We start from the raw sequence: 13,088 nt of genomic DNA on the forward strand, positions 1-13,088 counted from the left end.
AAAATTGTTATAGGTATGGTTTAACCCAACTAAGGCCCAGCTGCGTGCTATGCCTTGGGTTGTATTCACAACCGATCCAGCCTTGGTAACCAGAGTCATCCAAAACATTGAATAGGTGTGGGTAATTCAGTTCGCCTTCCGATGGTTCGTGCCTTTCAGGCACAGAAGCAATTTGAATATGGCCTGTGTATGGCGCCACATCGCGAATCAACGTACTCAGATCACCGTCCATAATTTGTGCGTGATAGAGATCGAGCTGCAATTTCACGTTTGGACGAGCCACTTGTTTGATGAGTTCCACCGCTTCACGTTGATGTGCAACAAAGTAGTTCGGTACATCGCGATTGTTGAGTGGCTCGATCATCAGCTCAACACCTTGTTCGGCAAACTTATCCGCTGCATAACGAATGTTTGAGATAAAGGTTTCAATATGCTGATCACGAGTGAAGCGTGAATCAACAATGCCAGACATAGCGTGAACCTTTTTACAGTTCAGTGCCTTGGCGTACATCAGCGCAGTCTCGACGCTCGTTTTAAATTCATCCTCACGCCCCGGAATAGCTGCAAAACCTCGTTCACCTGCATCCCAATCACCTGGAGGCATGTTGAATAACGCTTGCTCAAAACCAAACTGCTGTATCTTGCTTGCTAGTTCTTGCGCTTCGAATGCGTATGGGAAAAGGTATTCCACCGCTTTGAAGCCCGCTTGGTGTGCTTTTTCGAAACGATCTAGAAAAGGAACTTCTGTGAATAACATTGTCAGATTTGCCGCGAATTTAGCCATTACTTACCTCTCCCTTTTAGGTCTTGAATCTCAGTATCCGTTAAGTAGCGGATGTTGCTATCTTTAAGAATGAACGCTAGCTTCGCTGTCTCTTCTAGCTCTTCTGCGTTATCCACTGCATCTTCAAAGTCCGTACCCGTGATCACTGGACCATGGTTCGCCAGGAGGAAAGCTCTGTAGTCACTAGCCCGCTGCGCAAGTTCTTCAGCAATCTGAGGGTCGCCCGGGCGCAGGTACGGAATCACTGGCAGTTCGCCAATGCGCATTACAAAGTAAGGTGTAAAAGCTTTGATGGCATTCTCGCGGTCTAGACCTTCAAGACAAGAAAGCGCCGTCAAGTAAGTAGAATGCAGATGCACAATCGCATTACACTTTGAGTTATTTCGATAAATCGCCAGATGAAAAGCCACTTCTTTTGATGGCTTTTCACCAGAGATATGGTTGCCATCAATATCCACAACCGAAAGCTCTTCAACAATCAAGCGGCCGAACGAGGAACCAGTTGGCGTTGCCAGAAAGTGTCCATTAGGCAGCTTTAGAGAAAGGTTGCCAGCGCCGCCAGTCGCATAGCCACGTTCAAACATAGAGCGAGCCATAGTGACCATTTGCTCTCGCAGTTGTTGTTCTGTCATCAATTCTTTATTCATCACAACCTCACCTATTCAAAAAACGACTGTGCTTTGGCAAAGAAGTGTTCATCGCCGAAGTTGCCCGATTTCAGAGCCAAAGAAAGCTCGCCTTCAAGTGACTTCACCCAAGGTACACCAGGTGCGATTTGAGGACCGATATGAAAACCTTTTACGGCTAGGCTTTGGGTTACAACCCCTGAGGTTTCCCCACCCGCAACGATGAAATTTTTCACACCGTGCTGCTGAAGTTTAACTGCAAGTTGGCTAAAGAACTGTTCAACCGCGTGACTTGAAGCATGCGCGCCAAACTCTTGTTGAATCGCTTTTAACGCCGTTGCATCTGCGGTTGCGTAAACCAGTGGTGCGAACTCGCTTTCGATGTTGGTCATGACCCAATCAAACACTTGATTTGAGTAGTCTTCTTCCGTCAGACACGCCTTCACATCAATAGCAAAGTGTGGCGCTTTTTCTTTGTAAACAGCGACCTGTTGGTTGGTCATGACAGAACAAGATCCAGATAACACAACGGTTGGTGCCTTTTTAGGGTTCCCCTCTTGCTTCGCATCACTTTGATCTTCAAGGTTCTCTATCCAGTTCTTAGCAATACCCGCAGCCAAACCAGAACCACCAGTTACCAGTTTTAGAGACTTCGCTGCTTGGCCAAGTGTGACGAGATGCTCTGCATTGAATGCATCAACCACTGCGTAGCGGTTGCCTTGTACTTTTAGCTCTTCAAAGCGCTCAATTACCGCTTTTGGACCTTGTTCAATTATTTGGAAGTTCACCAGGCCAGATTTGCCTTGAGATTGAGCATCCATCATACGAACTAGGCTTGAATCAGTCATTGGTGTCACAGGGTGATTACGCATACCTGAGTCGCTTAGCAAGTCTTGGAATACAAATAGATGGCCGTTGAAAACTGTGCGACCATTCACTGGTAATGATGGGCATACAATGGTGAACGCTTCACCTAGCTCTGCAAGCAGTGCATCCGTTACAGGACCAATGTTACCTTCTGCTGTGCTGTCAAACGTTGAGCAGTACTTGAAGTAAAACTGCTGACAGCCATTTGCTTGCAGCCACTTAAGCGCTGCTACTGAATCCTCGATTGCCTCATCTACAGGACAAGAGCGAGATTTAAGACTGATCACGACCGCATCTGCGTTTACATCAATCTCTTCTTTTGGAATACCGTTAAGCTGAACTGTGCGCATGCCGTTTTCTACAAGAAAACCTGCGATGTCTGTTGCGCCAGTAAAGTCGTCTGCGATAACGCCTAATAACATCATTTTTTCTCCGTTTTACGTGCGCTTATTTCTGTTTGTTTTCTACACCTGGAAGCTCAATACCATCAAAAATCTTGATAACGGCACTGTCGTCCTCCTGCCCAAAACCAGCATTGCTTGCACTCAAAAACATGTTTAGTGCTGTGCTTGATAGAGGAAGTGGAAATTTGAGATCTTTTGCTGTGTCCGATACGAGGTTTAAATCTTTCACAAAGATGTCGACCATAGATTTAGGGGAGTAGTCACCATCAACTACATGCTTCATGCGGTTCTCAAACATCCAAGAGTTACCCGCTGCATTCGTCACCACGTCGTACATCAGGTCAAGAGGAATGTTTGCACGTGCCGCTAATGCCATTGCTTCAGCACCAGCTGCGATATGAACACCTGCTAGCAATTGGTGGATAATCTTCACAGTTGCGCCTAGGCCAATCGCTTCACCGATGTTGTAGACTTTAGCTGCCGTTGCGTTGAGTACTGGTTCAAGTGCATCAAATGTGCTTTGCGCTCCCGACGCCATAATAGTCATCTCACCTAATTCTGCTTTTGCAGCACCACCAGATACCGGTGCATCAAGCATCACAAGATTGTGTTCTGCCAATTTCGCTTCAATTTGTTTTGCGTCTTCTGCTGAGATGGTTGCTGAAACCATTACTGGCGTATTCGGCTTAAGCGCTGTAGCAAGACCGGTTTTGAACAAGACCGTGTTAACTTGAGCTGCGTTCACAACAAGAACTAGAACCGAATCAAGCTTATCTGCAAACTCAACTGCATTTGTAGAAACAGCTTTTGCACCGAATGAACCTAACTCTTCAAGCGCTTGAGAATTTAAATCGAAACCATAGACATCTAGGCCTGCACGCACACATGACTTTGCGGCGCCCATTCCCATAGAGCCTAAACCGATAACACCTACAGATTGAACTTCACTCATAAAAACAATGCCTTCTGGTCTATTAAACTTTGTTAATTCTTGTTTGGTTGATGTGATTATATGTGAACATTAATACTAAGACCTCGCTTTGAATCACATTTTTTCACACAAATTAACAATGTCGTGATATATACCTCTTTATGGGCAGAGATATTCCGAGCAGTTAACACAAGCGAAGGCTGTTCTTACAACGTTGAGAACATAATTCACAGATATTCACAACAAATGAAAAGATTGGTAGGATACTGAAAAACAAGAATATAGAAGTGAAACTATGATCCCAGCAGAACGTCAAAGAACCATATTATCCCTGTTATCACATCAAGAAGTGTTAAGCATTTCAGATTTAACCGACCACCTTGGCGTATCACATATGACCATTCGTCGTGATATCGTGAAGCTTGAATCCTCAGGTAAAGTCGTTTCTGTTTCTGGTGGAGTGCAACTCGCTCAAGCTCTACATTCCGAACTTTCCCATGATGCGAAGGTCGAGCAACAAGCGGATGAAAAGATTCAAATTGGTAAGCTGGCGGCTACGTTAATTGGTCAAGACGCTACGATTTACTTGGATGCGGGAACAACCTCTCTAGAAATCGCCCATCAAATAGCAAATCGTAATGATCTTTTAGTGATCACCAATGACTTCTCTATTGCTGCTTTCCTTATGACGCACAGTGAATGTGAGCTTTACCACACAGGGGGAAAAATTGACCGCGAGAACCAATCCACCATTGGTGGAAAAGTCGCAGAGTTCTTGAATGGGCTAAATATTGATATCGCCTTTATTTCGACTTCATCTTGGAGCTTGAAAGGCTTATCAACACCTAATGAAAATAAAGTTCTCGTTAAAAAAGCAATCATCAAGGCGGCACAAACCAATTATCTGATCTCAGACTCAACTAAATACGGTCAGATAGCGAGCTTTCATGCATTAGACATCGAGCAATTGGACGGAATTATTACCGATCGAAACCTATCCGAAGTGGTCACTCAAGAATTAACGGATAAAGGATTACGTGTGTATAAAGAGTAATACTACCTAAACATCTGAGTTCGCGTAACTTTTATACTCGTTAATTTATAGGTGCTTCCAATATACGTAGACCGTGCTGTGTACTTTCTGGCAGAAAACACATCCTTTTGTTTTCTAAATTACCAAATTACTGATTACATCTGGATATGGAAGCTCACTTCGCTTTATCGCTGCTCGTCACTTGTCATCAAAAATCAAATTCACCGCAATTGCCATCAAAACTAAGCCTGAGATTGGCAGCAAGACACCTAATGGTGAGCGCTCGATGTAAGGCAAGTTTTCCGCAATCAATAAGCCCCATTCAGGTTCTGGCGGTTTAACGCCAAGTCCGATAAAGCTCAGAGAAGTCAGACTGAGCGTAATGTACGGCAAACGCAGAAACGCGTGACGAATCAATGGCGGTAGTACGTAAGGCAACAAGTAGTAACGGAGTACTCGCCACTGACTGGTTCCCCAAATGGGCGCAAGATGCGTGTAAGGCTGCGCTTTGGCTTCCATCAACAAGCTCGCACAGTGCGCTGCTAATGGTGCCCATGACACCATAACAATCGCAATCAAAGCGCTGTTTGGGTTCATCCCCGTTAGACCAGCAATCAGCAGACCCGCCACAATGTATGGCACACCTTTGGTGATCTCAATTAAGCCTTGGCTATAACGAGTCACGAAGCCGAGCAGTAAACCAATCACTAAACTTAGGAAGGTGGCGATGATGCCCATTTTGATTGTCGACATCATACCGCCGCCAACGCGAGCAAGCAGATCTCGCCCGACCGCATCAGCACCAAACGGTGCTGTTAAGCTTGGCGATTCAAGGCGGGTAAATTGGATAGTGTAAGGATCGCGCATTAACGCCCATCCTGCACAACCAATCAGCAAGGTAAAGATTGTGGCACTGACGATACGTTTGGTGGTGCTTTGGGTAAAACGGAACGTACTGTGACTGCTGATCAACTTACCACTTGTGACACTGTGCCCGAGTAACCAGCGTTGCAATAAGATGCTCGCACTGCTGATCAACATCGAGAACACCAGCAACACCAACAAACCACCTTGCAGCATCGGCAGATCTTGTGATTTCGCTGCGCCTAAGATTAGTCGTCCGATACCCGGAATGGAGAACACTTGCTCCACAGCAACCGCGCCGCCGGTCAAACCAATCACCGTCATTGCGATTTGAGGAATCAAGTTACTAACGGCGCGCCACAAGGCAAAGCGTAAGATTTGAAACTTACTGACGTTCGCCGATAGCCAAGTGATCACCCAAGGCTCATCTAATACTCGCTTGAGGCTGTCATTGAGCAAGCGCCCGAACAAGCCAGCCGCAGGCAATGCCATTGCCAAACTTGGTAGCCAGAGGTTTTGTACGCCTTGCCAACCATAAGGCGGGAACCAACCCAACCAAATGGAAAATACCATGATCAGCAATGAAGCAATCACGTATTCAGGCAATGAGACCAACACCGAACTGAGCGTGTCATGATGCTTGTCTAAACGATTCTGTTGCCAACGACGCACAGTGTAAAGTACGCTCGCCATGCACATTACAAATGCCATGCCTAGCGCTGTAAGCATCAGTAATAGCGACGTTTTTGCGGTTTGTTGAACGCTCTCCATCACGGATGCGCCACTCACCCAAGAGACACCTAAGTCACCTTGCATGGCAAGCGTCAACCAATCCCACAATCGCTCAGCAGCGCTGCGGTCAAGTTGAAGATCTTCTCGAATTGCTTGCAGAGCTTCTGCCGTCAGCAATTGTTGAGCACCCCCACGAGCACGGAGGATTGATTGGCTTGGGTCGATACCGGCAATATCCGGCATCAAACCCACCAGCACAACCACTACCCCGAGTGACAGGAAGCGCGACAAAAAACGCGTAAACCATTCAGGCATACAAGCGCTCCAACGAGAACGCATGTTGGCAACAGACGACATCGAGTTAGTTCACCTCAGTAAACTGGTCGATCAGGCGACGCTCACGTGGGTCACGTTGTGCGTTCTTCACGCGGTCACTCTCACCTTGGATTACACGCTCGTGAAGCAGTGGAATCACAGCGTATTGCTCAAGGATTTTGCTTTCTGCTTCGATGATCGCTTGTTGGCGTTTCTCACCCAACGGCTGACGATCAGCATGTTTCAATGCTGCGTCCACCTCTTCAGAGCAGAACTGACCTAGGTTGTAAGAACCTTTACAGCTAAAGTCACTTTGCATGTACGCCACTGGGTCACCAGAATCCAGCACCGTTGCACGTGACAACAAGAACGCATCGAACTTACCTGCTAGTGCATCGTTTTCGATTTGTGCGTATTCACGAACGTCTAGTTCAACCACAAAGCCAGCCGCTTCAAGTTGTTGCTTTAGCAGCACCGCTACTTCTGGCAACTCAGCACGGTCGGTAAATGTACCGATGGTGATCTTCTCACCGTTCGCGTGGCGCATTTCCATGGTTTCCATACGAGGGTTCGCATCACGAATTGGTTGAGCCCATGCCAATGCTGGACCTAACAGACCTTTTGCTGAATCGGCGTGGTTCTCGTAAACCGTTTTGATGATTTGCTCACGGTTAACCGCTTGAGCCGCTGCTTTACGCAAACCAAACTGGCTAAACACATCTGATTTATTGTTTAGGTAAAGCGTGTTGGTACGTGGCATTGCGACTTCGTGCAGCTGTGAAGATTCCATCATCGCGATTTGCGATACAGGAACGGCTTCGACTACATCCGCCTCACCGGTACGCAGTGCAGCAGCACGAGCAAAACCGTTTGGTACGTATTCAGCGAAGATGCTGTCTACTTTCGCTTTTTCACCCCAGTAACCGTCAAAACGTTTCAGTTTCGCGCTGGTTGTCCCGTTGATTTCTGTCAGAACGAATGGACCCGTACCCGCATTGATTGGCACAACACGACCGTTTTCTTGATATGCAGCACCCGAAAGGATCGCTAACTGTGGGCTAGATAGACGGCTTGGCAACAATGGATCGTTAAAGGTCGTTTTGATTTCAACAGTGAAGTCGTCCAGTGCGCGAACTTGCCATTCGATACCATCCAAAATACGTGGCTTAGGTGCGGCATCTAATGCTGTTTGTAGAGAGTTCACAACCGCATTGGCATCAAGGTCAGAACCATCGTGGAATTTCACGCCCTTACGTACCGTAAATTGCCACGTCATCGGGTCAACTTGTTCCCACTCTGTTGCCAGCATAGGCTCTGCTACCGACTGATCGTTTAGGTTCACCAGCGTTTCTGCCGTGCTCCAACGTGACAGTTTGAACGCGTCATCTGAAAGTGGCGACAAACCTGTGCGTGGTGGTTGCATCATGGCAACGCGAATTTCCGTTGCTTGCGGTGCAGCTGCTTTTTCCGCTTCTGGCTTGCTTTCGCCAGAGTCAAAACAACCCGTCAACAGTGCGCTTAAAGCCAGCGACAAAGCTAACTTGGGAGTACTAAGGTGCATAAGAAACCTCTCCAATGGTTTTTGTGAATTCATTACTTTTGTGTTGAGCGCTCATCAAGGCTCTCGTGATCAAGTGTGATGGGTTATTTGTCACGTTTTGTGCCGTTCCGTGCTCGACAACGCGTCCTTTGTCTAACACCAGGATTTCATCGCATAGGGTTTGTGCCGCATCGAGGTCGTGTGTCACCAAAATCAGGCGCATCTGACGACTCTTTTGAATGCCTGCCAACAAGTCGAGAATCTGTTTACGACTGACGGGATCTAGGCTGCTGGTTGGCTCATCGGCAACCAACACGCAAGGCTCAACAATTAAAGCTCTGGCGATAGCCACACGTTGCGCTTGCCCAACCGATAACTGCTGCGGGTTACGATCCTGCAATGTGAGATCCAAACCGACATCCGCCAAGACCTTTTCCACCTTCTCATTGAGCTCTTGCGTCAAGCCAATATTGCTTAGCGGCTCCAGTAAGATCTGGCGAACGGTGTAGTACGGATTCAAGCTCGATTGCGGCTCTTGTGGGATCAGCTGAATGTGCTGACACAACTCTTGTCGCTGCTTAGCCGAGCTACGCGATAACGGATAACCACACACATACACTTCACCAGATGTGGGTTTACGAAGACCAAACAGAAGCTCAATCAAAGTCGATTTACCCGCGCCAGAAGGACCAACAATCGCAATGTTCTTTGTGTCGATGGCAAGATCCAATTGTTCGAGCGCTTTGAACGGTTTGCCCCCTAACCAACTTGGTTTGGAGTAATAGTGAACACTGGCTTGCTCAAAGCGAACTTCCGCCGATTTAGGCTGCGTGTGCCCGCTCAAGTTGTGCTTAGTCAAAATAGGCTCCAGAGATGAGGTTAAGGCAGCAGTTGCGCAAGTTGTTGGCAGAAAGGATGCGAACTTTGCTGAATGGCTTGCCATGGTGCGCCATAAGCCACCATGGTGTTGTCCGCTATCACCAAGACTTTGTCACACGCCAAAGCCGCAGATAGATCGTGCGTGATCAACAAACCACTGATGTTGCGTTGCTGAACACTGCTGCGGAACAACTCAAGGATCTCCGCTTCGGTGATTGGATCGAGCGCACTGGTGGGCTCATCAGCGATGATCAAGTTGGCACTACCAAGCAATGCAATGGCAATACAAATACGCTGGCGCTGACCACCAGATAGCTGACTTGGATGCTGCGCCAATGCTGCTTTTGGAGCCGCAAATCCGAGTTGAGACAGCAAGGTCGTCACCGTTTCTCGGTTTGCTGAAGACAAACGTGTTTTGTTGCCCGTCAATGCCAAACACAGTTGTTGCTCGACAGAGGCCAATGGATTCAGTGCTTTAAGTGCATCTTGGAAAATGACCGCAGGACGCTGAGATTGACTCCGTTGCAGCATGGCAGTTTGTGCTACCTCACTGCTGTTAAGCTGGATACTTCCGTCTACCCAAATATCTAACGGCAAAAAACCTGCGACGGCTTTCGACAACATGGATTTACCAATGCCGGAAGGTCCCATAATGGCAAGAACTTCACCTTGAAACAGCTCAAAAGAAATGTCTTTGAAGAGTGTGCGCTCTGAGTCTGTAAGGCTGAGATTATTAACGGAGAGTACTGGTTGAGAAATCACGGCATCAAACTAAATGTAATAATATAACATCACAAATAATATCATGCGGGTTAAAGCAAGGAAACCAGTCGGAGGGGTTATTTCATCACCTTTTTCAGATTTATCAACAAGGGCAGATGGCTCCACCCTTGTTATAAGAACATCTAAATTAGGTCTTTTGTGACAGTGTGAATTACTGACACTTTTGTTTGACTTGTTCGAGGTATGGGAACAAGAAGACAAAGCGCCCAACGTAGAACAGAGTGAATGCCAGCCATAAACCGTGGTTGCCCCAATATTGCACCGCAATAAATTGAGTCACTAAGAACAACACCATGGTTAGAAAGGTAGAGTTACGCACTGGTCGCGTCGTCCCTGTACCGGTAAAGATGCCGTAAAACGTAAGACCAAAACCAGCAACCAACGGGAATGCCAATAACCAAGGGCTCATGTCTAGATACAGTTCAACAAGGTTTGGCAAGGTGGTAAACAACATCACCACTTGGTGTTTGAACAGCACTAACAGCAAGGTCAAGACAACAACGAACGCCGCGGTCCATTGCGTGTTTAGCTTAATCACGTTATCAAGCAATGTCGTATTCTTCTGGCCTACCGCTTTACCTGCAAAGACGCTCGACGCGTTCGCTACACCGTCGAACATGTAGCTGACGATAAAGGTCACTTGCATCATGATTGCGTTCGCAGCAAGCACATCAGAACCAAGCTGAGAGCCTACACGCGCCATCATGTTGAAGAACACCAATAGACACACAGTACGAAGCAGCAGATCCATATTGGAAGACGCAATGACTTTGAGATCTTTACGCGTCATTTTTGCGGTCTGAATGTGATCAAACAGCGGGAAGCGACAGGTTTTCAACACCAGCACCGCACCAATAACAAACGTCGAGATTTGCGCGATAAGTGTCGCCACCGCAACACCAGCAATGCCCATATCAAAGTACAACACAAATACGATATCCAGCACGATGTTCAGAACATTACCAAACACTTGCGTGAACAAGGTTTCTTTGGCTTTCGCCTGCCCCATCAACCAACCAATCACGGTGTAGTTCAGCAGTACAAACGGCGCACCAAAGATCATGATATCGAAGTAAGTCTTAGCGTTTTCGGCCACGACTGCATCAGGGGAGATAATCAGCTCTGCCCCCATCCAAATCACGGACTGCAACGCAATGAAAATCAAGCCAAGGCAGAGCGAAAGCACGAAAGGACGCAATAAGCTACTCGCTTGATCCTCTGGGCTATTTTTACCTAATGCGATTGCACTTTGCCCGGTAGTACTGACGCGGAAGAAGCCAAACAGCCAATACAAGGTATTCATGATAACGGTGCCGATCGCTACACCACCAATCATCTCAGCCACACCGAGTTTACCGATCACCGCGGTGTCCACCGCCCCCAATAATGGTTGGGTAACAGTAGAAACGATGAAAGGAAATGCGATTTTAAAATAGTCTTTATGAGTCAGGGACATCTTAAATTATGAACAGGATTAATTTTTATAAGGTCGCTATCATATGCGAATGGCGCCCGAACATGAACCAAAGTTCGCCAGCAAGGAATAGCATTGATAATTGATACAACCGGCAAACGTATCCTCATATCAAAGCTTGAAATAGAATAACGACTTATGAGAAAAGCCAAGTTAACTGCATATAAATGAGTTTCTAGTTTGGAAAGATTGGCGTTTGGTGGAGCATGGCAGATCAGAATGTATCTGCCATGTCATAACGGTAGTGATTGGTGAAAAGAGACCGTACAGATGATATTTAATGCTTGTGGGTTTCATCTGACAATGTTTAGGTCGATACCAAGCCTTATGTTCTGTAAAGCACCTTTACAACATGCCAACCGAACTTGGTTTTAACTAGATGCGGCGTTAACACTTCGCCAGAAAAGCACACTTTGTCGAATTGAGGTACCATTTGACCACGGCGGAATTCACCAAGGTCACCACCGCGTTTGCCTGACGGGCAAGTTGAATACTTCTTCGCTAATGTCTGAAACTTTGCGCCTTTTTTCAGTTGCTTGATTATGTCTTCCGCTTGCTCTTTGTGCTTCACAAGAATATGTAATGCGGCTGCTGTATTTGCCATTGATCTATCTCTCACTATTCTGGTCGCGCAAGTGTACCCAATCCTTTGTAACAGACCAAACATTTCTTAATAATAGCTCAGCGGTAAAGGCCCAAATACACGAGGAATATAAAATCGTCTACATAATGAGTTTAAAATACAAACAAGTTTTGCTCAGTTAATCACTATTCTCTAAAAGATTGTCTAAAAAGCTCACATTTGTCTCTCCGATGGTTGAAGCCTTCGTCTGATAAGATTAGATTAGACACAATTCGGTGGTATTTATAAGGTTATTTTCATGGCAAAAGTCGTTAGCAAAGCGAATCAGTCTCAGGGCATGTTGATGTTTAAGCTTACCCTGCAACAGAGTTTCGCTATCGGTACGCTAAAAGTCCGTGAAATCGTCCCATACATGCCAACGACGAAGATCCCTTACTCGCATCATCACGTCATTGGAACCGTTACGATACGTAACTTAACAGTACCAGTGATCGATATGTCAGCGGCTGTTGGCTTTCGTCCTATAAGTGAAGAAGAATATAAAAGCTGCTACTTGATCGTGACAGATTGCTTGCGAACCGTGGTTGCTTTTATGGTTCGTAGTATAGAGAAGATCATTGAGTGCGATTGGAAAGCTATTGAAACGCCACCTCCGAGCGCTGGAAAAAATATTTTCGTGACTGGAATTACTCGCTACGAGGACAAAACTGTTCAAATGCTGGATGTGGAACTGCTACTTTCCAAAATTTATCCGCAGTACGAGAATTCAAAGATACCAATGCTGACAGATATTGAGCGAGAACGCCTAAAAGCACTCAGTATTCTATTGGTGGATGACTCTTCCATCGCTCGTAAACAGCTGTGTGACGCACTCGATAGCATCAATATTGGGTATCAAATCTGTAAAAATGGTTTAGATGCATTGGAACTGATGAAAAGTGACGCTGCGGCTCATCGCCCAATTGATATTCTGGTCAGCGATATTGAAATGCCCGGATTAGACGGTTATGAGTTAGCATTTGAAGTTCAGAATAATTCCTCTCTGAACCATTCATACCGCATTTTACACACATCGTTATCGAGCGAAATCTGTGTAGACAGAGCTCACCAAGTTGGCGCGCATGAGGCACTTGAGAAATTCAATGCAGGAGAACTAATCGAAGCGATGCTTCGCGGAGCAAAAGAGCTAGAAGCCAAAGCTATGACTTCTTAACTCTTATTGGACGAGTTGATTTGAGAATATAATGCAGTGCTTGTCCTACCCCTGATGCTC

12 protein-coding genes are annotated in these 13,088 nt (G+C 46.3%); 2 read left to right on the forward strand and 10 right to left on the reverse strand.

What is annotated here, in order from left to right; all coding sequences use genetic code 11:
* Positions 1-7: 7 nt before the first annotated feature.
* The 4 genes from otnI to ltnD are packed head-to-tail and all read right to left on the reverse strand — an operon-like array spanning position 8 to position 3,633.
* Positions 8-784 (reverse strand): 2-oxo-tetronate isomerase, encoded by a 777-nt coding sequence (otnI, locus tag KJB35_RS17000; protein WP_047101720.1) that lies wholly within the window; start codon positions 782-784, stop codon positions 8-10.
* Positions 784-1,431, reverse strand: a complete 648-nt coding sequence (locus KJB35_RS17005) for an aldolase (protein WP_213907582.1) — start codon at positions 1,429-1,431, stop codon at positions 784-786. The genes otnI and KJB35_RS17005 overlap by 1 nt, the downstream gene beginning before the upstream one ends.
* 11 nt (positions 1,432-1,442) lie before the next feature.
* Positions 1,443-2,699, reverse strand: coding sequence for a 3-oxo-tetronate kinase (gene otnK / locus KJB35_RS17010; protein ID WP_031780938.1), 1,257 nt, complete (start codon positions 2,697-2,699; stop codon positions 1,443-1,445).
* A gap of 25 nt (positions 2,700-2,724) precedes the next feature.
* The gene (ltnD, locus tag KJB35_RS17015) at positions 2,725-3,633 is read right to left on the reverse strand and encodes an L-threonate dehydrogenase (protein ID WP_005375356.1); all 909 of its coding nucleotides are present in this window, start codon (positions 3,631-3,633) and stop codon (positions 2,725-2,727) included.
* A 274-nt stretch (positions 3,634-3,907) separates the two neighbouring features.
* Between ltnD and KJB35_RS17020 the strand changes: the two genes are divergently transcribed.
* Positions 3,908-4,666 carry a DeoR/GlpR family DNA-binding transcription regulator gene (locus KJB35_RS17020; protein WP_005375354.1) on the forward strand — a complete coding sequence of 253 codons (759 nt, stop codon included), beginning with the start codon at positions 3,908-3,910 and terminating at the stop codon, positions 4,664-4,666.
* 177 nt (positions 4,667-4,843) lie between these two features.
* Here KJB35_RS17020 and KJB35_RS17025 read toward each other — a convergent pair whose 3' ends face one another.
* From KJB35_RS17025 to ppiC, 6 genes are all read right to left on the reverse strand, one after another.
* Positions 4,844-6,598, reverse strand: a complete 1,755-nt coding sequence (locus tag KJB35_RS17025) for an ABC transporter permease subunit (protein ID WP_373417409.1) — start codon at positions 6,596-6,598, stop codon at positions 4,844-4,846.
* A 4-nt stretch (positions 6,599-6,602) separates the two neighbouring features.
* Positions 6,603-8,117, reverse strand: a complete 1,515-nt coding sequence (locus tag KJB35_RS17030) for an ABC transporter substrate-binding protein (RefSeq protein ID WP_213871223.1) — start codon at positions 8,115-8,117, stop codon at positions 6,603-6,605.
* On the reverse strand, positions 8,107-8,955 hold the full coding sequence (locus KJB35_RS17035) for an ABC transporter ATP-binding protein (protein ID WP_042521553.1): 849 nt from the start codon (positions 8,953-8,955) through the stop codon (positions 8,107-8,109). The genes KJB35_RS17030 and KJB35_RS17035 overlap by 11 nt, the downstream gene beginning before the upstream one ends.
* Positions 8,956-8,975: 20 nt before the next feature.
* Positions 8,976-9,737: an ATP-binding cassette domain-containing protein gene (locus tag KJB35_RS17040; protein WP_213871224.1), complete on the reverse strand. Its 762-nt coding sequence runs from the start codon at positions 9,735-9,737 to the stop codon at positions 8,976-8,978.
* A gap of 172 nt (positions 9,738-9,909) precedes the next feature.
* Positions 9,910-11,214: an MATE family efflux transporter gene (locus KJB35_RS17045; RefSeq protein WP_042521555.1), complete on the reverse strand. Its 1,305-nt coding sequence runs from the start codon at positions 11,212-11,214 to the stop codon at positions 9,910-9,912.
* A gap of 343 nt (positions 11,215-11,557) precedes the next feature.
* Positions 11,558-11,899 carry a peptidylprolyl isomerase PpiC gene (gene ppiC, locus KJB35_RS17050; RefSeq protein WP_262584437.1) on the reverse strand — a complete coding sequence of 114 codons (342 nt, stop codon included), beginning with the start codon at positions 11,897-11,899 and terminating at the stop codon, positions 11,558-11,560.
* 214 nt (positions 11,900-12,113) lie between these two features.
* On the opposite strand from ppiC, the gene KJB35_RS17055 reads away from it, so the two are divergent.
* A complete protein-coding gene (locus tag KJB35_RS17055; RefSeq protein WP_005385059.1) occupies positions 12,114-13,028 on the forward strand; it encodes a chemotaxis protein in 915 nt (304 codons plus the stop codon).
* Positions 13,029-13,088: the final 60 nt, after the last annotated feature.

It is taken from the genome of Vibrio sp. D431a (assembly GCF_030248655.1).
GTDB lineage: Bacteria > Pseudomonadota > Gammaproteobacteria > Enterobacterales > Vibrionaceae > Vibrio > Vibrio alginolyticus.

Excerpts from the sequence above, each read along its gene's own strand:
- otnI (WP_047101720.1), bottom strand. The coding sequence starts at position 784 with ATGGCTAAATTCGCGGCAAATCTGACAATGTTATTCACAGAAGTTCCT.
- ltnD (WP_005375356.1), bottom strand. The coding sequence starts at position 3,633 with ATGAGTGAAGTTCAATCTGTAGGTGTTATCGGTTTAGGCTCTATGGGA.
- KJB35_RS17030 (WP_213871223.1), bottom strand. The coding sequence starts at position 8,117 with ATGCACCTTAGTACTCCCAAGTTAGCTTTGTCGCTGGCTTTAAGCGCA.
- KJB35_RS17005 (WP_213907582.1), bottom strand. The coding sequence starts at position 1,431 with ATGAATAAAGAATTGATGACAGAACAACAACTGCGAGAGCAAATGGTC.
- otnK (WP_031780938.1), bottom strand. The coding sequence starts at position 2,699 with ATGTTATTAGGCGTTATCGCAGACGACTTTACTGGCGCAACAGACATC.
- KJB35_RS17025 (WP_373417409.1), bottom strand. The coding sequence starts at position 6,598 with ATGTCGTCTGTTGCCAACATGCGTTCTCGTTGGAGCGCTTGTATGCCT.
- KJB35_RS17045 (WP_042521555.1), bottom strand. The coding sequence starts at position 11,214 with ATGTCCCTGACTCATAAAGACTATTTTAAAATCGCATTTCCTTTCATC.
- KJB35_RS17055 (WP_005385059.1), top strand. The coding sequence starts at position 12,114 with ATGGCAAAAGTCGTTAGCAAAGCGAATCAGTCTCAGGGCATGTTGATG.
- KJB35_RS17020 (WP_005375354.1), top strand. The coding sequence starts at position 3,908 with ATGATCCCAGCAGAACGTCAAAGAACCATATTATCCCTGTTATCACAT.
- ppiC (WP_262584437.1), bottom strand. The coding sequence starts at position 11,899 with ATGTTTGGTCTGTTACAAAGGATTGGGTACACTTGCGCGACCAGAATA.